Source organism: Pseudomonas sp. OV226, from assembly GCF_003148705.1.
Lineage (GTDB): Bacteria > Pseudomonadota > Gammaproteobacteria > Pseudomonadales > Pseudomonadaceae > Aquipseudomonas.
The window spans coordinates 13,639-36,735 of the sequence record NZ_QGGS01000034.1 but is presented as its reverse complement, the minus strand read 5'-3'; the positions used below and the strand labels follow the sequence as shown (position 1 = coordinate 36,735).

Here is a 23,097-nt window from a genome sequence, read left to right as displayed (position 1 = left end):
GCTCGTACAAATACCGGCTACACCCTAATGCCAGCCACACCGGTACCACTCGCAGAAAACGTGCTTGCCGTAATGGTGCTGGTCGCCCCCGCTTGATCAGGTACCAGGGCATTGAACTTAATGTTGCCGCCATTATCCACCGTCAGCAAGCCGCTGCCGGCCAGGTGATTGGCGAAGGTACAAGCTGCGACCGGACTGGCTTGCAATGCCAACGTGGAGGTGCCGTAGATATCAAGACCCGCGCCACCCGTATCTACGGGCTTGCCGCCGAGGACGGTTTGCAGTATTAGCGTCGAACCGTTGCTCAAGTTGACCTAGTCGAAGTTCGGCGCCGTTTGTGTGCCATCAAGAGTATTGAGAGCACCATCAAAGACCTGCATGTCGTTACCGCTGGTGCCGCCATCAAGCGTGTTGAACGTGTTGCCCTGGCCTTTGATCGTCACGGTGTCGTTGCCAACGGATCCGGCCAACGTATTGAGGGTCGCGCCACTCTGCAGCAGCACCGTGTTCGTGCCGGTTGCCCCCGTCAAACCAATGTTGCCTGTCACCGTACCGCTCGCAAGCGTCAGTTGGTTATTAGCGCCACCAACGACCACATCACCGGTAATGGTGCTGGTGTTAAGCAGATGGTTGCTACCCGCACCATTGTCATACGCCAGGTCAAATACCTAAACAACATCGTTGAACAGGATCATCGAGCGGTTAAACGAGTCAGTCGGCTTTTGCTCGGTTTCAAAAGTTTTCGTTGTGCCAACATCCTGTTGGCGGGCATCGAGTTCATGCACATGATTATCAAAGGCCACCTGCTGGGCTGCGGGGAAATATGTCTGCCGCAGAACAATTCTATTCCCTGGCCAATGAAAGAGGGGCTCCTCGGGTTTTTAGGCCTCTGTTCGCTTACTGCGACAGAAGCGTAATTTTCACGCATCGTGATCTCTCGTGTACTAGAAAACAAGCCGTACGCCTGCCGCTGTAACTTCGGCGTCTCGGTGGGGGGTTCAAACACAAAAGAGTCTGACGCATACGGTCACAAGGTTGGCGCAAGCAGGCGATTTTCTTAAAACAAAAGTGTTTACGTTGTCACTCTCAAGCTGAGCAAGCTATCAGAGAGGCCTTTTAAGTGCTTTTAATTGGCGGACACCCGCGCGACATCAGACCTGTCGCGAAAGTATGTGTAGCATGGGAGAAAATGCATGAACACCCCGACGCAATGGCTAGAGGAACAAACTCGATTGGGGCGACGCATCTACCTGATGTTGGATTCTGATGGCCAGCTTGACGTCAGAAATGCGCTCACTGGAGAGCTGGGCGCTGACCTATACCGCAATCTCTACAGCGGTACACCTGCGGATGCTATGGCGCACATCGGGCCACACCTGTTTCAGCTAGAGTCGATTACGCAACCACTAATACAGAAGCTTCTCCGAACACCGGAGCATCATTGGGGATGGCTGGCCAGTGCCAATGACGGTGATCTTGATGCACTGACCACACACTGGCGCGAGCGACTGGTCAGCGGGGAGCCGCCTCATCCGACGCTCTATCGGTTCCATGACAGCCGCGTACTGGGTCGTGTTCTAGCCTGTCTGCGCGTCCAGCAGCATTTGTGTTTCCTCGGGCCGATGCTCAGCGTGTGTTATTGGCAGGCCGAGCAATGGACTCTAATAGACAATTTACACCCCGGTCTGTGCTCGCTACCGCTCGACCCCGAGTGGTTGAAACAGTCCGTCCTGGAGGCCACTTGCGCGGGGGGATAATTCGACGACACTGGGTGAGGCGTTATTTGGAAGCGCCGGTTTCATTTATGCCTCGACTGCACGAGGACGGCTTCGATTTTGAACACATGCTGCTGGTTGCTGATCTTGCTCATCTGAAAGCTGTGCTAGAGCAACTAACGGCTGATGGTTCGGTACGAACCGCCCGCCATGAATCATTCACTGCATTGGCGTATGGAGCGCGTGATGCGTTTGTAAGTGAGCTTGGACAAACCATCGGCCGGCATTCTTTTCCGCGTCGACATGGGCAGTGGCAAATGCTACTCACTGCTCAGTCTAAACCAGCGATCGGAGCCTACAGAACAGGCGCGATGCATTTACGACGCAAGCCTGGCGGGCTAGTTGTCAGTACAAAAACAGCTCTATCTTCTGCCCTTTCGCCCTTTCGCCCTTTCACCGTTTCCAGTTTCCGTTTCCGGGCTAGCCAAACTCCTAGATCTTAAATGATGCATCCGGACCACTTACCAAGATCAAAGAACAGCATTCGCGGGTAGGACAACGAAAAACATCGGCAGCTAGAGCAATCGTCGCATGAGAGCGGAAGTTGTTGGGGCCGTCTCAGGAATATGCGACTGGCGCGCCAAGTCATGAGATTGGCGTAAACGGGCGATCTTCTCAATCCCACAACCTTTACGTTGAGCATACGCAGATAAAGAGCTGCTATTTAGGGTGCCTTGGTTTTGCTTGCCACGACGTGTTTGGGGTCAAGTAATTTACCGTGCGTTAACCCCTTAACCGTGCGTCCAAAGACTCGCTGCAAATAAAATGGCAATTTGCCATTGCAATTGCATTATCTACCCGCACATTAACGCAGCACCCCATGACTCACGGTCAAGGAAAGAGCGAATATGCCCACTACACCCTCTACTCCGGTAGCTGGCCCTCCCCCGCTGGACAATCTTGGCGGACAGGCTTTGTCCAACTGGCTCGATGATTGCCTAACGCAAAAACATCGTGTTGCTTATGTGTACGCCGGATATCTGTGCAAGCTGGTTGATCTCGATGACCCCGGCCTTACGCTTTACCCTGCTGACCCGGAGTTCGAAGCCAAGCCACTGCTCAAAAAGTTAGCCAGCAAACGGCTGCTTTTCAGTCTGGAGTCGTCGTTTCAGACACTGATTAACACGCAGGTGGCCGCAGCAGGTTGGACCTATTTGCCGGTATTGGCCAAAACAATTGTAGATACGCTGATCGCCACGCGTGCTGGCGCATTAGGCAAAACCAACGGTAGAGGCCCCGAGATTACCGAAAGAACGGCACAGAAGGTCTGGGCGGATGCGGGTGCGCGGTGCATGTTCGAAGGCTGCGGTGACGATCTGTCAGAGATTTCGCTTTGGACGAAAGCCGCCCGCGTAGGCTATTTGGCCCACATCGTTGCATCGGACCCCGAAGGGCCACGGGGAAATCAACAAGACTCTCACCGGCTGGCAAACAACCCGGACAACATTATGTTGATGTGTGATGAGCACCATCGCCTGATCGACTCCTTCGCACCTCACTACTACACCGCCGAGATCCTGAACGAGATGCGACAGTCCCACCGGGACATCGTACGCAACTACCTTGATTCCTTGGCATTCCCACGCACGAAGGCGGTGACGCTACACGCCAATCTGGCAAACGTGCCAACTTATTTTCACGATTCCGAGCTGATCGAAGCCATTGTGGCGACCAGACGAGCGATGGCGCCCGGGGTAATTCATTACGTGCGTCGAAAGTCTCAGCGTGACGACCGCCACCTTCCTGAGTTTTGGTACCAATATCTCAGGGAGCACGAAAACCACATTCGCCAACTGGTCGATGGATTCAACTCAAGCAGCGGCTTGAGCACCGAAAGCTTGGCCATTTTTCCTCTACACCACATCCCGACATTGGTACTGGCGGGGCGTGTGATGGGTGAAGCGCAGGCCATTCAAGTCTTTCAATACGACAAGGATCGTAAAACCTGGAGTTGGAACTCACAAACCGACGCCCATCCACCAGGCACGTTTAGTGTTGACGTTCTGCCGCAGCAGCAAGTGCAGGAAGTATTGATTACGCTTGAGCTGTCAGCGCACCTCGACGAGGACGCATTGCCTGCGCAGTTGAAAACTGCCGTGGATCTAGGCTACATACCCCGGATCCGCGTAACCACCTCCCAAACCGGCTTTAACTGCATTGGCCGACCAGAAGACCTAGACCAATTCGCGCAAACCGCCAGACAAGCGATTGTGCACGCTCAAGACGTGATGAGGGTTCAAAAAGTGCACCTGATCGCAATCAGTCCTGCCAGCACGGTTTTCCGTTTTGGTCAGATGCTCCAGGCGGGCCACCACCCAGAGTACATCGTCTACGACCGTGCGGCGCGTGATTACAAATTTGTGCCAGCACTATCGATTACGGGTCACCACGTATCCGCCACTGATGGGCAACATTCCATCAGCATCCCCCTTCGCTAACCCGCCTGAAAGAGCCTGATTCCATGAGTCATACTAAAAGCGCAAATCTAGTGATCCATGCCGAGCAGGGACGCCCCGCTCGACTGACAAAAGCGCTAGGGTCATTTACGGACATACGGGAAAATTTTGCTGCAGACGCTAAAACCCAACGACTTGAATACCGGCACTGGGCGCAGGCGCTGAATGAGGCGAACGTACACATCACGGTAAGGGATGATGAAGTCGAGGCTGCGAAAGAGGCATATCAGGAAGTGGCTATGCAGCTGGCGGCGAATCTATTCTGGCCGCCGGAAACGATATCCATTCTGCCTCAAGGTTCAGCCAGCACCAGGACCTTGATTCGCTCGCCCAATGGTGGTGAGAAGTTCGACATTGACGCCGTGTGCCAAGTAGACATTTCACGCGTGGAAGCCACCGACCCCATGGCGTTCTTTGAGTCCATAGGGCAAGCGCTGGTCGAGCTAGAGGCTGAAGCCAAACGGCGTTGCTGGTGTATCCCTTTTCCCCGACAGCCGTTTTACCTCGAATTCACCCCATCCGTCCCCCTGAAAACTGTACCCGCGCAAACCTTGTACGCTATGGCGCCCCGCTATCGCGCCTCGCGATATGAGCATACGGCATTGGCGGTGGTGGACACCCCTACCAAGAGATGGAAAACCTCCAACCCAGCGGGGATCAGCCAATGGGTGGACGATACCGCCAAACGTCCTCTCATTCTCAACGTGGTGAAGGAAGCGTTTGCAGCTGATCGGGCACTTGCCAGTGTTGCGCCGGTCCCAGATCAGGCGGTGGAAATTACCGACACGTTGCGGGTGGCCATCCGCTTGTTCAAGCGTCATCGAGATATGTGTGTGAGGCGAGGTATCATTGATGCAGGGACCAAGCCCATCTCCATCATTATTGTCACCCTGCTGACTACTTGCTACGAGGGACTGGCTGACCTCAATCGCTCGTTTGAGCATCCCGTAGAGCTGCTGGCTGAACTCGGGGCATTCCTGCCGCACCTGGTTTTTACACTCGATGGCAAGCATCGCGTTGATAACCCGACCGTTGAGGGCGAAAACTTCGCCGAGAAATGGAACGACGATCAGGGGGAGCGCTACAGATCATTCATGACTTGGTGCGAGACACTTTCGGCTGATCTGAAAACCATTCTGGCCCTCACAGATCCTCAGGCGATTTCCAAGCGTGTGCGTGAGGTGTTCGGAATTCCAGCGCCTGCTGGCGGTAGCAGCGGCCTGACGACCTTCCAACCGCCTGCGCCTAGAGCTACGCCGGCGAGCAGCGGGCTGGCCTGATGATTACGGTGAATTAATTGAGTCTTAACTTGGCTGTACTTCGCGATAAATTCCCGGATTTGCAGCCTTCGTCCCTGGTCCGGGATGCTGGAATGACAGCCTACTCGCTAAAGCTGCCAGTTTTTCAGCTGGGAAGAGAATTCAAATGGGCGGAGCTGCGTCTGCCAAAAGGATTCCCTGAGCGCGGCAAAGCATTCGTTCAACTCTCCCCCGATGCGGTATTGCGTATTCCACACCTCGATGACGCCGGTATCCTTTGTATGGAAGGTGATCCAGGTCCAGGTCTTGGTTACTCCAGTGAAGATCGAATTCTTCTCCTTCTACACGCCTACTTGGAACGGTTTCTCAAACCTTGGCTGCAGGGCGATCTCGACGGCGACTTTGAGACTGAAGCACTCAATTACTGGGCGATCGAGGTTGGCCGTGCTCGCTCCAACACTGATCCCGTACGGGAAGTGTGGACAGTTGATCTGCCCCCGAAAAAATCCAGGATCAGGAGCGGCCTGCTGTTGATGCCCAATCGCATCCTCGTTGCCGGGGATGAGCAGTTACTGATCACCAGCCGCCTCGTCCAGACCGTGGGTCCGAGGACACAGCAACGTATTGGAGTGCGGGTGGCTGATATTCCCATTTCCCATGCATTGACTCCCGCAACCTGGCCTCAAACGTTGTCCGATTTAGATCGACTACTTAAAGGCCGGCTTACGCCCGCTGAGTATTCAAAGTTTCAAGCCTCTCGCAGCCGCCGCGGTCAAAGCACGCATCGTTTGGTGCTGTTGAGGAGTGATGAAGCTGCTTTCGCCTATCTTTTGCCACATGGTCCACCGGTGGTTCTGGACGTGGGACAGCAAAAGAAAACATTTCCTTCGCCCCGTAAACCGCTGCCACTTTTGGTATCCCGCTTAGACCCGAGTTGGATGTCGGGGCGTGATCAGCACCCTGAGGTGGCTAAGCGTCAGACAAAACATATTCTGGTATTAGGCACAGGGGCACTCGGGAGTCCGTTGGTTGATCATCTTGCCAAGGCGGGACTCGGACGAATATCGGTGGTGGACGCGGATTCCATGTCATCCGCTAATGTGGGGCGACATCTGTTAAGCGCCGAATCCATCGGTCAAAAAAAGGTGGCTGCAGTCGCCCGGCGGATAAACTCCGGCTACCCGGCGACGCAGGTAATTCCATACGCAATGAGCACCGCGCAGTGGTTAACCAAGAACTCTTTGGCGGGCATCGATACGGTAATCGACCTCACCGGCGAGCCAGAAGTAAGAGTAGAAGTCGAGCGGGCTCGGCAGAAGCACGCCTGCCCTTTGCTTATTGGTTGGATGGAGCCCTATGTCGCTGCCGCCCATGCTTGCCTGCTACCTGCGGGACAATTATGGCTACAGGGCGCCGAGGATCCACTGTTCATGCTTGAGTCAGTAGTCTGGCCAAAGGAAGTCATCCAACAAGTGCCCGGATGCAGCAGTCGCTTCCAGAGTTATACCGCTGCAGCTGCAGCCCATGCCGTTGCGTTGGTGGCGGAGTGTGCACTGGAGATGATCGACTACGCAGCAGAGCATCCCCTGCCGTCGGTGCGTAGCTGGATACGCGGACAACCCTATCTGGATAAGCACTGGCCAGGTCTCGTCCACAAAGAATGGGCTCAGGCGGCCGCTCCATATGACGGTTTGATCCTGACCAGGCCATTTCCATGAACAGGATATTTTTCTATCCCGACAATACTCGATATGTACTGTTCACTGAGCAAGCCTTGTTCCACATGTATGCGTATGCGCAAAGGCGACTTTGGCAGAAGGAAGCAGGCGGGGAGATTTTCAGTTCAGAGCCGGATGCTGGTGGGCTGATCATCACGGCAGCAACCGGGCCCCACCCTTCTGATCGCCGTAGCCGCTTCGCCTGGAATCCGAATATCAATGCCTCCGATAGATATAGGCAGATTGAATTTTCTCATAACCGCCATGCCGTGGGTTTGTGGCATACGCACCCAGAGAACGTGCCAACACCCTCAGGAAGAGACCAGGCAACCACTAGGGAATACCTCGACGCTTTTCGCGGAGACAGGTCACGATATCTCATGGTGATCATCGGCAATCGAGGAAGTGTTCCCCGTATGGCTGTCTGGGTGGCCAGCCACCAATCGACCCATAAGTGGGTTCAGCTCAGAGAAGCCACTCCCGAGAAGCTAAAGTCGATGCCCGCCGAGAAGCCTGAACATTTAGGCTCGACGTTGGGTCGCCCAACTTAGGCGCTAGGGTTCTCACTGGGGCCTGGCACGATTGCCCTAATCAAACGAAATAGTTCCGCCTGGTATAGGGCGTCTTGTAGTGCATTATGGTTTCCTCTCGATTGGGGGCGCAGCGTCTCAGCCATTCGGCTTGAGCGAGTATCAGTCCAACATGACCCTGTCGCGCCCATGTAGAGCGATTTGATATCCAGTGCGGAGAAACCGAATGGGTTCGACTGAAGATAACGGTGAAAATAGTAGTTGATGAAGGACCAATCAAAGGAAGCATTGAGCCCAACAAAAACGGGCATGCTGTCCTTGCCCGCAATCGTCAACACCCAGTCCTGAAACTGGCGCATGGCGATTTCTGGAGTTAACCCCTCCAGTGCGAGTGTCTCAAGAGAAAGTCCCGTCACCGCCATCGCCTCGGTGTCGACATCAGCCGAAATGGGCTTGAGCAAACATGAAAATACCTGGTCAGGTGCATCGACATTACAGGCACCAATCGTTAGCAAGCTGAACTTACCGGGAATCGGGCCGGACGTCTCGACGTCGACGGAGAAAAAAATTTCGTGTTTCTGGTTCATGGTAATAAGGGTCAGCAGCGTGAATGGGACGGTTTTGAACGGAGTTTCCAAGTTTGCTGCGTGTCACGACGTTGAAGCTATCCAGTGGATGGAAGCCCGAAGAGGCAGGTCGGGAGCACCAGAATCCATGATCCATTTATTGGTACCCAGATATTTAAGCGCTGAGAGGTAAATGTATCGATTGTTATTTTGAGTAACTCGCGACTGTATTACTGAATGGTGAATATCTGTGGTCTGAGGCGAAAATCGCTTAGGTGCAATCCTCCCCGTCCGGACCGACCTCAATCTGGCTCCGCCAGAGTACACGGATAGTCTCCAAGCATGTTCATTGCCTATCGCACAGTCCCGACCACTCCGGTGCAGAAAGCACGAAACAGCGTGGTAAGTTCTGAAGCCCTGGGCGGACCAGGGCCTCAGAGCTGGCTCAGGCGATCACGCCGTTGCGGTTGATCGTGGTGTCGATCAGCAACTGCGCTACTTCCGTGCCGTTGCTGCCCATGTAGACCGCATAGCTGTGGCCGGCCGCGCTCATAGTGCCAGTCTGCGTCCAACCCTGAGCGATGACTTTGTCATCGGCATTGCCATCGACCACCAACTGGTTAGTCTGCGAGAGATCCAGCATGTCCTGAACCGTAAGCCTCAAAGTATTGGCACCGCTGCCGCTCAGGTCGATGTGCTCGATCGACTGCAAGCGAGCCACATGGCCGGGATCGGCAACCGACTTCTGCCCGATTAGCGTCAGGTCCAGTTCGATACCTTGACCACTCAGAACCAGAGCGTCGTGGCCGCCAGCGCTCCCCACCAAGTGGGTGCTCATCGTGTCGGCGGACAGAACGGCCACAGCGGGCGCGTCGAGGTTGAAGACGAAGCTGCTACCCTCACCACCCACTGCGTTGCCGGTGGCATCGAAGCGCTGCTGGTAGACACCCTCGGCGCTGCCGTCCTGACCGGTGCTCTCCCAAGTGACGATCCAGCCACCGTCCTTAAGGTCGGAAATCGCAAACGAGTGATAGCTGGACCAATCGCTGAAACCACCCCAGTGCCCCTGGTTGCCGGCGGTGAAGCTGTTCACCTGGATTTCGCCGCCCAGCTTGCTGCCGTCGGCGGCGTAGCGTTGTTGGAAGATGCCAGAGCCCGAACCATCCTGGTTCTCACTCTCCCACGCCACTACCCAGCCACCGTCGGCCAGGCCGGTCACCACCGGCTCGCGCTGCTCGCCAGCTACGGTGGTATTCACCGAAGTCGGCGTGCCTTGGGCCTCGCCCGCGGCGTTGTAGCGGAGCTGGACAATCCCGGTATTGCCCGAGCTTGTGGTCCCAGTGGTCGAGTTCCATGTCACTACCCAGCCGCCATCGGCCAGTGCCGCCACATCGCCATGATGATCCAAGTCGTCAACGCTGAGTTGTATTTCGCCCCCCCGCATGCTGCCATTCGGGTTAAAGCGCTGCATATACATGTTGATCGAGCCGCCTTGACCGCCTTGCCATACCGTCACCCAACCGCCATCAACCAAGGCGGTGGTGTTGGCGTCGGACTGATCGCCGGTGGCTGTGCTGTTGACCCGCGTATCGCCGCTACCGATTTTGTTGCCGAGATTGTCGTAACGGTCCTGGAAGACGCCCCGACTGTCGCTATCCGTACCCAGCCAGGTCGCCAGCCAGCCACCGTCCTTGAGTGCGGTGATGTCGGTCGCCGCATCAGGCCCCGACGTCCCGGTGTTACCGGCATTCATCTTCACCGCGTCGGTCAGTGCCACGCCATTTGCGTCAAAATGCCGGTAATAGACATTGTTGAGAGTAGGACTCTGCCAGGTGACCACCCAGCTACCGTCCGCAAGCGCGGTAACGGCCGCATCGGATTCCTGGACACCGCCGGTGGGGCCACCGGAGACCCTGGTCTCGACGCCGACCTTGGCACCCGTCGCATCGTAGCGTTGCTGAAACAGGTCCCAGTTCGAGGTCCCGGTCAGCTGATTAAAACTTTGCCACACAACCACCCAGCCACCATCTGGCAACTTGGTGGGTTCCCCCCGCATCTGCTGGCCTGTCGTGAAAGTATTGACCGAGGCGTTCGGCACCACGCACTGGGCCGAGGCCCAGGCGCTGACGTTACCTGCCAGATCGGTGTATTGGACCTGCACCGTGTTATTGCTAGGTACCGTTGTCGCTTCCACGCTCCAGTAGCCGTTGGCGTCGGCTAGCACGTTGGTGGTCGAGTTATCCGCCCACTTCACCATAACGGTTGCCCCTGGCGTAACCTTGCCCGCCACATTGGGCAGATGGTCGCCATCAGGGTCGCTCACCACCAGTTGCGGCGTAGGCGCCGTTGTCGCCAGCACCAGCTTGCGCTCCGCGCTGGTATGGTCCGCTTGTTGCACCTGATAGCGATGCACGCCCTCGGTGAGGTTGAAAGTGTTGCCCGTGCCAGTCTGCCAGACGCCGCCGTCGACGCTGTACTGCCAACTCGTGCCCGCTTCAAGGCCACCCACATTTACCAGGCTGTTCTTGGTCACGCCGTCGTTGGTCGAGATGCCCGTGTCCTGAGCCAGCGCTAGGCCCAGCGTCGGTGTACCGCCGCTGAGTACCGCCGAGCGGTCGATCGTGGTATCGACCAGCAATTGGGCGGCCTCCGCACCGTTCGAGCCCATGTAGACTTCGTAGGTGTGACCGTGCGCGATGATGGTCCGGGTCCAGGTCCAGCCTGCGCCCATGACCTTGTCGCCAGCGTTGCCATCGACCACCAACTGATTGGTCTGCGACAGGTCCAGCACATCCTGCACCGACAGATTCAGCGTGTTGTCGCCAACGCCGGTCAGGTCGATGTGTTCGATCGACTGCAGACGCGCAGCCCAGCTGGGATCGGTGAGGGTTTTTTGCGCGATGTCCGTCAGATCCAGGGTGCTATTGGCGCCGGTCAGCACGATGCCGTCGTAGCCACCGTTGCTACCCAGGAGCGGGGCGCCCAGGGTGTCGGACAGGTCGGCTACAGCGGCTGCATCGAGGTTGAAGACCCGGCTACTGCCTTCACCACCCACCGCGTTGCCGGCGGCGTCGTAGCGCTGCTGGTAGATGCCGCTGCTGGCACCGTCCTGTTCGCTTTGCCAGGTCACGAGCCAACCGCCGTCCGCAAAGTCAATGATCTCGCAAGAGAGGTAACCGCCACCCTGATTACCAGTGGTGTAGGTGTTCACCTGGGTCTCACCGCCCACCTTGGCACCGCTAGCATCGTAGCGCTGCTGGTAGATGCCCATGCCGGCCCCATCCTGGCCGTTGCTCGTCCAGGCCACCACGTAGCCACCGTCCGCCAGGCCGGTTACCACAGGGTCTTCCTGGGCGTAGGCCGTACTGGTGTTGACCATGACCTGACCCTGCCCCACACCCGCGGCAGTGAAGCGTTGCTGATAGATATCGACGACATCGTGGGCCGTGTTATAGCCGGCCCAGGTCACCACCCAGCCGCCGCCCGCCAGGGCTGCCACATCGGCATGACGATCCTCGTTGGTGAGATTGCCCACCACAGACTCGGTCCCACCCGCTGTACCGTTCGGCTTAAGTTTGTTTCCGCCCGCATCAAAGCGCTGCATGTAGATGTCAGGCTGGTTGCCGTTCTGGAGGCTTTCCCAGACCGTGATCCAGCCGCCATCGGCCAGCGCGGTCGTGTTGGCGTTCTGCTGGTTGGTGTTCTGCGTGGCGTTGACCAGCCTGTCGCCATAGACCTTGACGCCGCTGGCGTTGTACAGATTCTGATAGACGCCCCAATTCGAGGAGTCCGTGCCCATCCATGTGACCACCCAGCCGCCGCTGGCCAGGGCGGTGACGTCAGGCGCCGCATCAACTGAAGTCGTCGCCGTGTTGCCACCATTCACCTTTACTTCGGCGCCCAACGGTACGCCGTTCGCGTCGAAGTGGCGTTGATACACGTCGTCGCCGTTGCTGCCGCCATTATGAAAAGCGACCACCCAACTGCCGTCTTTCAGCGTGGTAATGCTGGGATCGGCCTGCCCGCCGCCCGCGACAGAGGTGGTGGTGACCAGGGTTTCCGCGCCGACCTTTTTGCCGGTCGCGTCGTAGCGCTGCTGGTAAAGGTCCCAGCCCGACGTGGTGCTGTACTGATTTTTGCTTTGCCAGGCGACCACCCAGCCGCCGTCGGGCAACTGGGTCTGCGCGCTGTGCACCTGGTTCTCTGTGGTGTAGGTGTTGACCGGGGCATTAGGCACGCCATACGGCGCCGTAGCCGCTGCGCTGAGGTTGCCTGCCGCGTCGGTCTGCGTTACCGATACCGTGCCCGCGATCTGCTGCCGCGGCGCTTCCAGGCTCCAGTAGCCGTTGGAATCCGTCAGCACCTGGGTGCTGCTACCGTCTGGCCATTTTACCGTGACGGTGCTACCCGGCTCGGCCTTGCCGGATACTTCAGGAAGGTTGTCACCGTCTGCGTCGGCCACCACGATTTGCGGGGCGGCGACCGTCGTGTCCAGAGAATAGTGTTGCAGCACACTGGTGACGAGGCTGCTGCCCTGAGTCTGGCGTACCGCATAGGAATGCGCGCCATTGATTAGGTTGAAACTGCTGCCCGTACCGGCAGTCCAGGTGGTTCCGCCGTCGCTGCTGAACTCCCAACTCGTGCCGGGTTGGAGGCCGTCTACGACGACCGTGTTGTTCAAGGTTACGCCGTCGCCTGCGATACCTGTGTCCAAGGCCAGCACCAATCCAATCGGCGGCGTGACCCCGCCGGCCACGCCTGAGCGGTCGATCGTGGTATCGATCAGCAATTGGGCGGTTTCTGCGCCGTTCGAACCGGTGTAGACCACATAGGTGTGGCCATTGGCAGTCATGACGCCGGTCTGGGTAAAGCCTTGGGCGATAACAAAATCCTTGTCATTGCCATCGACCACCAGCTGGTTGCTCTGCGACAGATCCAGCACGTCCTGCACCGTCAGTTGCAAGGTGTTGTTGCCACTACCGGTCAGGTCAATATGTTCGATCGACTGCAGGCGTGCCACGCCGCCGGCATCGGCGGCCGACTTCTGGCCGATCAGCGACAGGTCCAGGGTGATGTTGCCACCGTTCAGCACGATGGCATCGCGGGCGCCGTTGCTGCCGGATAGATGGCTGATCATGGCGTCGCCCGACAGTTCAGCCACGGCGTTCGCATTGAGGTTGAACACGAAGCTGCCGCCCTCGCCGCCCACGGCGTTGCCTGCGGCATCGTAGCGCTGCTGGTAGATGCCCGAGGAGGAACCGTCCTGACCGGTGCTCTGCCAGGTCACCACCCAGCCGCCGTCGTTCAGGGTCGTGATATCAAAGCTATGGACGCTGGCGTTCCAGTCACTGGTGCCGTTGAAACCGCCCTGGTTACCGCTGGTGTAGGTATTGACCCGCGTCTCCCCTCCCACCTTGGCGCCAACGGCGTTGTAACGCTGCTGGTAGATGCCGGTGCCGGAGCCGTCCTGGCCGTTGCTCTCCCAGGCCACCACCCAGCCGCCGTCCGCCAGGGCTGTCACCTGGGGCTCGCGCTGCTCGTTGGTGGCGTAACTGTTAACTTGGCTATAGGTGCCTGCCTTGCTGCCGTCACTGTTGAAATGCTGCTGCCAGACGTCGTCGTTCCCGGTCCACACCAGCACCCAGCTGCCATCCGCCAAGACCTTCACCTCGCCGTGGTGGTCCATGGTCGTGTTCGACCCTGCCAACAGCTCTGTCGGACCAATCTTGGTGCCATTCTTATCGTAGCGCTGGGTATACATATCCCAAGTATTGCCCTGATAACTCTGCCAAGCCGCCACCCAGCCGCCGTCCGGAAGGCCTGCTAGGGACACGACCTTCTGGTCGTTGGTAGTGGTGTTGTTTACCCGAGTCTGTCCGCCAAGCGCCGCGCCGCTAGCGTCGAAGAGCTGCTGATAGATACCCGTGCCCGAACCATCGTTCGAGTCTACCCAAGCCACCACCCAACCGCCGCTGGCTAGCGCGGTGACGTTGGCCGTCATTTCTGGCCCGGGGATGTCAGTGGCGTCGGTGTTCACCTTCGTCTGCCCCCCCAGTGCCAAGCCGTCCGCGCTGTAGCGCTGCTGATAGATGTTGCTGGTGCCGCCCGCCCACCAGGTCACCAGCCAACCGCCGTCTTTGAGTTGGGTTACGCTGGCGTCGGCCTGAGTGTTGGTGGTGACGGTGTTGACCAACGTCTCGCCGCCGAGCTTGGCGCCGGTCTTGTCATAGCGCTGCTGGTAGAGGTCATAGTCCGAACCTGAATTAAGCTGGTTGAGGCTATGCCACACCACGACCCAGCCACCGTCGCCGAGTTTGCTGATTACAGGGCGCGCCTGCTCACCCAGTGTGTAGGTATTGACCGGGGCGGCCGGTACGAAGTACTGGGCCGTAGTCCAGCCGCTGACATTACCCGCCGTGTCGGTCTGCTGGACCAGCACCGGGCCGGCATTTTGCACCGCCGACGCTTCCGTACCCCAGTTGCCGTTGCCATCGACTAGCACGTTGCTGGTTGTGCCATCGGGCCATTTCACCGTGACGGTGCTACCCGGCTCGGCCTTGCCCACCACGTTGGGTCTGTTGTTGCCGTCGAAATCACTCACCACCAGTTGCGGGGCGTCCGCCACGGTGTCCAGTAGCCAGGTTTTTACTGTGCTGGCAACCGAGACGTTGCCCGCCTTGTCGGTCTGGCGCACCGCGTAGCTGTGCGAGCCCTCGCCGAGGGAGAAAGTAGTGCCGCTGCCGGCCTGCCAAGCGCCGCCATCGACGCTGTATTCCCAGCTCGCGTAACCGCTTTCAAGGCCCGCCACATTGACCAGCTTATTGTTGGTGATACTGTCACTGGTTGACTTGCCAGTGTCCTGGACCAGGGCCAGCGTCGGCGCGCTGAACGCTGTTGTGTCCAGCACTAGGGTCTGCGTCGCGCTGACGGCCGAGAGGTTGCCGGCCGTGTCGATCTGGCGCACTGCGTAGGTGTGCGAACCGTTGCCCAAGGTAAAGCTGGTGCCACTGCCGTTTACCCAAGTACCGCTGCCGTCGACCTGGTATTGCCAGCTTGCACCGGCTTCCAGTCCGCTGATGTTCACTACGCCGCTGTTAGTGATACCGTCGCTGTTCGACATACCGGTGTCCAATGCCAGCGCCAAGGACGCTGCCGCAGGCGCGCCGGTGTCCAGCACATAGGTCTGCGTCGAACTGATGGCGAGGTTGCCCGCCTTGTCGGTCTGGCGCACCACATAGCTGTGCGAACCGTCGATAAGGGTGAAACTACTGCCCGTGCCTTCACTCCAGCTAGCGCCGCCGTCGTAACTGTATTGCCAGCTTGCGCTAGCTTCCAGGCCTCCTACGTTGACCAGATTAGTCCGGGTGATTCCATCGCTGGCCGAACTGCCCGTGTCCACAGCCAAACTCAGCGTGGGTACCACCACGCTCATGTCCAGCACGAAGATCCGCGCCGCGCTGGCGACCGATACATTGCCAGCGACGTCGATCTGGCGCACTTTGTAGCTGTGCGAGCCGTCGCTGAGCGCGAAGCTGTTGCCCGTGCCCGGGAACCAAGTGGTGCCCCCATCGGCGCTGTATTCCCAACTCGCGCCGTCCTCTAGGGCGCCGACGTTGACCAGGTTGTGCTTGGTGATGCCGTCGCTGGCCGAACTGCCCGTGTCCGCCGCGAGGGTCAGGGTCGGCACCGCCACGCTGGTGTCCAGCACAAAGGTCTGTTGCTCGACAGCAGAGACATTGCCAGCGATGTCAGTCTGGCGCACCGCGTAAACGTGAGAACCTGCACCCAGGACAAAATTGGCCCCGTTACCGGGACTCCAAGGTGCGCCGCCGCTCCCGGAGATCCAGGTGCCGCCGTCTATGCTGTATTCCCAGGTAGCGCCGGCTTCCAGGCCGCCAACATTGACCAAATTGTTCTGGGTGATACCGTCGCCGTTCGAGCTGCCCGTGTCGGCCGCCAGGGTCAGGGTGGGTGCGGCGGCTGCGGTGATGTCCAACTCATAACTCTGTGCCGCACTGTACGCAGAGACGTTGCCGGCGGCATCGGTCTGGCGCACTGCATAGCTGTGTGAGCCTAGGCTGAGAGTGAAGCTGGCGGCATCACCGGGATTCCAAGGGGCGCCGCCGTTGCCGGAATTCCAAGTGGCACCACCGTCGAGGCTATATTGCCAAGTCGCGCCGGGCTCCAGACCAGTTACATTCACTTGGCCGTCTTGGGTGATATCGTCGCCCGCAACACCCGTGTCCGACCTTAAGGCCAGCGTTGGGGCTACCGGCGGGATCAGATCCACAACGATGGAGGACTCCAAAAGGACCGTATTACTGTTGGCCACAGCGTTACCGGCGCTGTCGGTAAGCGTATAGCTGATCTGGACGGATGACCCGCCGGTGTCGAGGACATACTTGTCCAGAACGTCGAGCAGGATATAACCGTTGTCCACATCGTCTTGGGTCACGATGTATACAGGATCCGCCGGCGGCACTTGTATTACTGGAGCACCATCCCAGGTCAGGTTAATTTTGTCGCCGACTGCCATGCCGGTATAAGGACGGATCAATACCTGAATCCCATCAGCTTTTTCGTCAGCATTGATCCCCCCACCGCCATTGATCACCACGGGAGGCTTGGCATCGTCAGGGGGCACGGTGTCGACGAACATCGACTGTGGTGTGCTCATGCTCACGTTGCCAGCCAGATCGGTGACCGAGTAGGCGATATTGAAGCTGCCGTTGATAAGTTCAAGAATCGCAGCGGGCACAACCAGGTTAAGATCGCCCCCCACCTCGCTCGCGTCGACGGTCCATAGTTCGAACTCCTGACCGCCCCAGACTAGCTTGATGACGTCGCCAGCTGCCATGCCGAAGTATTTTTCCAACGTCACCGAGGTGCCATCTGCAGCTTCGGCCGCGTTGATGTAGAACCCGTTCTCGTATTCTGGAATGTGCAAGGGGCTGAGGGCTGCAGCCGGTGCTGTATCCAATGTGTATGTGGTGGTCGGACTCGTAGAAATATTACCGGCCGCGTCGATCTGGCGCACGGCGTAGCTATGCTCGCCTTCGCTGAGCACAAAGCTGCTTCCCGAACCGGCGTGCCAGTCGGCGCCGTCGGCACTGTATTCCCAGCGGCTGCTACCGTCGAGGCCACTGACGTTCACCATGCCATTGTTGGTGATGCGATCATTGGCTGATATACCCGAGTCGACGTCCAGTGCGAACGCGGGCAGCAGCGGCGCAGTGATGTCCAGCACATAGGGATACCAAGGGCTCTGGGACACATTTCCAGCGGCATCGGTCTGGCGCACGGCACAGTCGTTCGAGCCTTCGACAAGGGTAAAACTGTTGCCGGTGAGGGGCTTCCAGGTCGTGCCATGGTCAACGCTGTATTCCCAGCTCGCACCGGGTTCCAAGCCGCCGACGTTTACGCGGTTGTTATTGGTCAGGTGATCATTGCCGTCGCTACCGGTGTCGGCGGCCAGTGTTAGTACCGGGACAAGTGGAGCGACAATGTCGGTAATCAGCGTGAAGGAGCTCGATGGCAGGCCCGAGTTGCCAGCTGCGTTGATGATCTTCGCGCTGAACTGGTGTGTGCCGTCGCCCAGTACGGGGGGGGTGAAAGTCCAGTTCGTGTCGGTCACCACCGCATCGCCGAGGTAAGTGGCGCCATCGTAGATGCGCAGTGTTTCACCAGGCTGCAGGGCTTCCGACAGTGTGCCCAACAGGGTCGGTGTGTTGTCGTCTGTCTCACCGCCGTCGGGCACGGTTCCTGTATGGCCACCGGCATTATCGCTGATGCCGACGATGGTGATGGCGGAGGCAGGCAGCGAGGTGTCGATGCTGGCTATGGTGGCTGCGTCACTCTTATGGCCGGCGGCGTCCGTTGCAACCACGCTGATCGAACCCGGGGGCTGGCTGACCGGCGACTGAGCGCTCCAGGTACCATCGTCTCCCACCAGCACGGTGGTGGTGTCCGTGCCATTCGCCCAGGTCACGGTCACGGTGCTGCCGGGCTCGGCCTTGCCGACCAGCTCGATCTTGCGGTCACCATTGGCGTCAGCGGCCACCAAGTCCGTCGGGGCAGCCGGAGCAACTGTATCGACGTAATTAATCGATGCGGGCGGGCTGTCATGGTTCGCCGCATCGGTACTGATCACGCTCACCGGGCCGGAGGTCTGCACCGTGGGCGACTCGACGCTCCAGTTGCCGTCTGCATCCACCGTCGTCTGGCTGTTGCTGATACCGTCTGGCCAAGTAACCGTGATGGTGCTCCCCGGTTCACCTTTGCCTGACAGGCTGATCTTGCCGTCGGCATCGGTGTCATCCGCTACCAGGTCGCTGGGTGCTGGCGGCGCTATGCTGTCCACGCCGGAGATGACCGCGGGCAGGCTTACATTACCGGCCAGATCGGAGGCAACCACGCTCACCGTGCCTATGGGCTGGGTCGCCGCCGCTTCCGCGCTCCATTTGCCGTCGCTAGCAACAGGTATTTGACTTTTGCTGCCGTCGGGCCAGGTCACCGTGACCGTGCTACCGGGTTGGGCCACGCCAGAGATTTCGATCCGCCCATCGCCGTCACCGTCATTGACCACAAGGCCGCTCGGGGGCTCCAACTCCAAGCTGGCCAACACGAAGGTTTGCGCTGGGCTGGCAATCGAGCTGTTGCCAGCGGCGTCGGCCTGGCGCACGGCGTAGCTGTGCGAACCCTCGTCGAGGATGAAGCTGGTGCCCGAGCCGAGTTGCCAGGTGAAGCCCCCATCGTTGCTGTATTCCCAGCTTGCGCCGGTTTCCAGGCCATTGACCTTGACGACGTTGTTGCTGGTGATGCCATCGCTGTCCGAGGCGCCCGTGTCGTGCTCCAGGCTCAGCGTCGGCGACGTCGACACACCGGTATCGAGCACAAAGTTGTACGCCGGGCTAACCGCCACATTGCCGACCGCATCGGTCTGACGCACCACGTAGCTGTGCGCGCCTTCGCTCAGGTCGAAGTTGGTGTCCGAACCCGACTGCCAGGCGCCGCCATCGACGCGGTATTCCCAGCTCGCGCCTGTTTCCAAGCCGTATACAATCACTGAGCCTTGGCTAGTCAAGCCGTCACTGGTCGACAGGCCCGTGTCCTGTGCCAGACTCAGCGTCGCAGCCCCCACGCTCGTATCGAGCTCGAAGGTCTGTGCCAGGCTGGGGGGCGAGAGGTTGCCGGCCTTGTCGGTCTGGCGCACGGTATAGCTGTGCGAGCCCTCGTCGAGGACGAAACTGGCACCCATGCCGACTTGCCATGTGGCGCCGCCGTCGCTGCTGTATTCCCAGCTTGCGCCAGGTTCCAGACCGTCGACGTTGACCACACCGATTTTGGTCTTGCCATCGACGACCGATATGCCGGTGTCCTGCGCCAGCGCCAGAGTCGGCGCCGTTACGCTGATGTCCAGCACAAAGGTCTGTTGTGTGACGTCGGAAACGTTACCGGCGATATCGATCTGGCGTACCTGATAGCTGTGGGAGCCTTCGGTCAGCGTAAAGCTGTTGCCGCTGCCAGCCTGCCAAGTGTTGCCACCGTCGCTGCTGTATTCCCATGTCGCGCCGGGCTCGGTCGTTACGGTTATCTGATCGTTGTTGGTCACGCCGTCAGCAGTATTCGTACCGGTATCCTGCGCCAGTGCAAGAGTTGGCAGAGCCGTAATAGTATCCAGGGTGAAGCTCTGCGCTACGCTGGAGTCACTGATGTTGCCCGCCGCGTCGATCTGGCGCACATAGTAGTCGTGCGTACCATCAATCAATGTGATGCTACTGCCCTGGCCAGCCTGCCACGTACCGTTGGAATCGACCTTGTATTCCCAGAACCCGGCCGGGTCTAGCTCCAAGCCACTCACCTCAGCAAATAGGTACGAAGTGATGCCATCGGTATCATCCGCGCCCGTGTCGTTCCCTGGCGCCAACAGCAGGCCCGGGACGGCTGGTGGGCTCATATCCACGACCACTTGAGTTTGTAGCGAGCCAGGAGCTACGTTGGCCACACTGTCAGTCAGCGTGTAGCTGAGTGTAAACGCCCCACCGTTGAGGTCGATGACTTTGTCAGCCGGGATATCGAGCACAATGTCCTTGCCCAGATCGGCGGAGCTCACCGTGTAGGTCACCGTGTGCCCCTGCCAATTCAGCGTGATGACATCACCCACGTCCATGGCCAAGTACTCGCGGATCAAAACCTTGACGCCATGCTCAGCCTCGGCAGCGTTGATGCCGCTGCCGTTAATGACCACGGGGTACTTGGGATCACCTGGCGGCTCGGTGTCGACGAACATCGACTGCGGGATACTCCTGTTCACGTTGCCAGCGATGTCGGTAACCGTATACCAAACGTTGTAGCTGCCGTTGTTGGCTTGGAGGTCGGCGGTGCTCACCAGCATGTCGATCGATTGACCCACTTCGCCGAGAACCACAGTGTGCTCGATGAACGTGCCGTTCCAGTTCAGTTTGATCACATCACCGATGGCCATACCGTCATAGGGCCCCACGACTATGGTCGATCCCGCTCCCGAAATTGACTCGGCTAGGTTGATGTAGTTGCCGATGCTGTACTCGGGCATCAGCAGGTCGGGCAGCACGCCGTCTGGTGATGTGATGGTGTCAAGCACGTAAGGCACCGGCGAGCTAGGCGTCGAGACATTGCCAGCGGCATCGGTCTGACGCACGGTATAGTTGCCCGGCCCCTCGATGAGGGAGAAGCTGCTGCCTTGGCCAACTTGCCAGTGATCGCCCCCGTCGGTGCTGTATTCCCAACTTGTGCAGGCCGGATCAAGGCCGCTTACATTGACGATGTTGTTGCTAGTGATTCCATCGGTATGCGATACGCCCGTGTCGTCCGCCAGCGCGAGGCTCGGTGTCACGGGCACGCTGGTGTCCAGCACCCAAGTATGCACTGGGCTGTCGGACAGATTACCGGCGGCATCGATCTGACGCACGACATAGTCGTGCGAGCCTTCGCTGAGTTCGAAACTGTTACCGCTGCCAAGGTTCCACGTCAAACCAGCATCGCTGCTGTATTCCCAGTTCGCACCTGGTTCCAGGTCACTGACGTACACCTGCTTGTTGTTGGTCAGGCCGTCGCCAGTATCCCCACCAGTGTCTGCGGCCAAACTCATTTGCGGAGCGATCGGGACGAGGATGTCCGTCGTCAAGGTGAAGACACTCGACGGCAAGCCCGCGTTGCCGGCTGCGTCCACGATCTTCGCGCTAAAGTTATGCGTGCCGTCGACGACGTAGGGTGTCGTGAAGCTCCAATCAGTGCCGCTCACCCCTGCATCGCCAAGGTAGGTTGCACCGTCGTAAAAACGCAGCGATTCACCAACGCCCAGCGGCGCAGACAGCGTACCGAAAAAGGTGGGGGTGTTGTCGTCTGTCGTACCACCATTGGCCACGGCGCCCACATGACCACCGACATCGTCGGTCAGGCCAGTGATGGTTACGACTTGTGTAGGGATCAACGTATCGATGCCGGCGACCGTGGCGGGGTCGCTCGTATTACCTGCCGCATCCTTTGCCACCACTGTGATTGAGCCTGCCGGCTGGCCCATGGGTGATTGCGCGCTCCAACTACCATCGGCTTCCACCACCACCTCGCTGGTACTGCCGTCAGTCCAACTCACCGTCACAGTGGTACCGGGCTCGGCCATGCCCGAGAGGTTAATTTTGCCGTCGGCGTCGCTATCGGTGGCCACCAAGCTGCTGGGTGGCAATGGGGCGACCGTATCCACGTAGACGATCGACGCTGGGGGACTCACATGTCCCGCCGGGTCAGTCACCACGACGCTCACCGGACCGCTGACCTGCACCGTGGGCGACTCCACGTTCCACGTGCCGTCCTCATTCACAGGCACCTGGCTTGTGCTGTTATCGGGCCAGGTCACCGTCACTGTACTGCCCGGTTCGGCCTTGCCCGACAGATCAATCTTGCCGCCAGCATCGGTATCGTTCGCCACGAGTTCACTCGCTGCCGCCGGCGCCACCGTGTCTACGCCGGCAATCGTCGCGGGCGGGCTCACGTTGCCTATGGGGTCAGTGACAACCACGCTTACTGGAGGCAGTGCCGGCTGCGGCGTCGGCGATTCGGCACGCCAGTTGCCGTTGGCATCTACCACTACTCGGCTGATGCTGCCGTCGGGCCAAGTCACCGTCACGGTGCCGCCGGGCAAGGCCTGCCCGGAGATTTCGATCTTGCCATCGCCACTTGCATCGTCCACCACGAGAGCGCTAGGCGGCGGTGGCGCCGTTGGCTTGAGCACAAAGTCCCCGTTAGCGTGGCTACCGCTACCGCTACCGCTGGCTGCCGCCAAGCCGCCGGCTAGCGCCAGACCACCGGCTGCCAGCGCGAAGCTCGACAGTCCCATCCCGCCGATGCCGCTACTGCCCAAATAGGCGGCCCCACTGCCCAACGAATTAGCGCTTAGGATTGCCGGCGCCAGTTGGCCTGTAGAAAGGTTGGCCACCGCGCCCGCACCGTCGTCCAGTACGTAGGCATGCAACTGCCCGTCTTCGGCCACGCCATACAGCCCCTCCGGAGCCGGCTCGACAAAATAATCCTCGATGATCAATGCCGGTTCGGACTCCCCCTCTAGGTTCACTCGCAGATCCTTCCCTACTCGACGCAGCCTGACGTTTTTTGGCGCTACCCCGTGATCATCCACTAGCACGAACTTGTCGTGGGCATGAGCTGTAATCTTGAGAGGTGCACTTCCGTTGGCGACGAGGGCATGAGCCGTGGTCTTGCCATGCGCGCTCACTACAATCGAAATATTCTTTACAACCA

General features: G+C 59.0%; 8 protein-coding genes and 1 pseudogene. 6 read left to right on the top strand and 3 right to left on the bottom strand.

Annotation, left to right across the window (positions count from 1 at the left end):
* Window positions 1-17 precede the first annotated feature (17 nt).
* The gene (locus tag C7534_RS30725; protein WP_109788087.1) at window positions 18-308 is read right to left on the bottom strand and encodes a hypothetical protein; all 291 of its coding nucleotides are present in this window, start codon (window positions 306-308) and stop codon (window positions 18-20) included.
* Window positions 309-644: 336 nt separating this feature from the next.
* Between C7534_RS30725 and C7534_RS30715 the strand changes: the two are divergent.
* The 6 genes and pseudogenes from C7534_RS30715 to C7534_RS30690 form a co-directional block, all read left to right on the top strand.
* Window positions 645-797, top strand: a pseudogene (locus C7534_RS30715) (DDE-type integrase/transposase/recombinase); the annotation flags it as partial.
* A gap of 396 nt (window positions 798-1,193) precedes the next feature.
* Window positions 1,194-1,757 (top strand): DUF4123 domain-containing protein, encoded by a 564-nt coding sequence (locus C7534_RS30710; RefSeq protein ID WP_109788085.1) that lies wholly within the window; start codon window positions 1,194-1,196, stop codon window positions 1,755-1,757.
* Between the two features lie 866 nt (window positions 1,758-2,623).
* Window positions 2,624-4,213, top strand: a complete 1,590-nt coding sequence (locus tag C7534_RS30705; RefSeq protein ID WP_109788084.1) for an SAVED domain-containing protein — start codon at window positions 2,624-2,626, stop codon at window positions 4,211-4,213.
* A gap of 23 nt (window positions 4,214-4,236) precedes the next feature.
* On the top strand, window positions 4,237-5,511 hold the full coding sequence (locus C7534_RS30700; protein ID WP_109788083.1) for a nucleotidyltransferase domain-containing protein: 1,275 nt from the start codon (window positions 4,237-4,239) through the stop codon (window positions 5,509-5,511).
* A gap of 29 nt (window positions 5,512-5,540) precedes the next feature.
* Window positions 5,541-7,208 (top strand): HesA/MoeB/ThiF family protein, encoded by a 1,668-nt coding sequence (locus C7534_RS30695; RefSeq protein ID WP_218278096.1) that lies wholly within the window; start codon window positions 5,541-5,543, stop codon window positions 7,206-7,208.
* Complete coding sequence (locus C7534_RS30690) at window positions 7,205-7,759, top strand: Mov34/MPN/PAD-1 family protein (RefSeq protein ID WP_109788082.1); 555 nt, start codon at window positions 7,205-7,207, stop codon at window positions 7,757-7,759. Before C7534_RS30695 ends, C7534_RS30690 begins: the two co-directional genes overlap by 4 nt.
* On the opposite strand, the gene C7534_RS30685 is transcribed toward C7534_RS30690, so the two are convergent.
* Window positions 7,756-8,376, bottom strand: coding sequence for a 3'-5' exonuclease (locus tag C7534_RS30685; RefSeq protein WP_335739954.1), 621 nt, complete (start codon window positions 8,374-8,376; stop codon window positions 7,756-7,758). The genes C7534_RS30690 and C7534_RS30685 overlap by 4 nt on opposite strands.
* Before the next feature lie 373 nt (window positions 8,377-8,749).
* Window positions 8,750-22,912, bottom strand: coding sequence for an Ig-like domain-containing protein (locus C7534_RS30680; RefSeq protein ID WP_158283946.1), 14,163 nt, complete (start codon window positions 22,910-22,912; stop codon window positions 8,750-8,752).
* Window positions 22,913-23,097: the final 185 nt, after the last annotated feature.

Coding starts and splice junctions, on each gene's coding strand:
- C7534_RS30710 (WP_109788085.1), top strand. CDS start 1,194: ATGAACACCCCGACGCAATGGCTAGAGGAACAAACTCGATTGGGGCGA.
- C7534_RS30705 (WP_109788084.1), top strand. CDS start 2,624: ATGCCCACTACACCCTCTACTCCGGTAGCTGGCCCTCCCCCGCTGGAC.
- C7534_RS30700 (WP_109788083.1), top strand. CDS start 4,237: ATGAGTCATACTAAAAGCGCAAATCTAGTGATCCATGCCGAGCAGGGA.
- C7534_RS30690 (WP_109788082.1), top strand. CDS start 7,205: ATGAACAGGATATTTTTCTATCCCGACAATACTCGATATGTACTGTTC.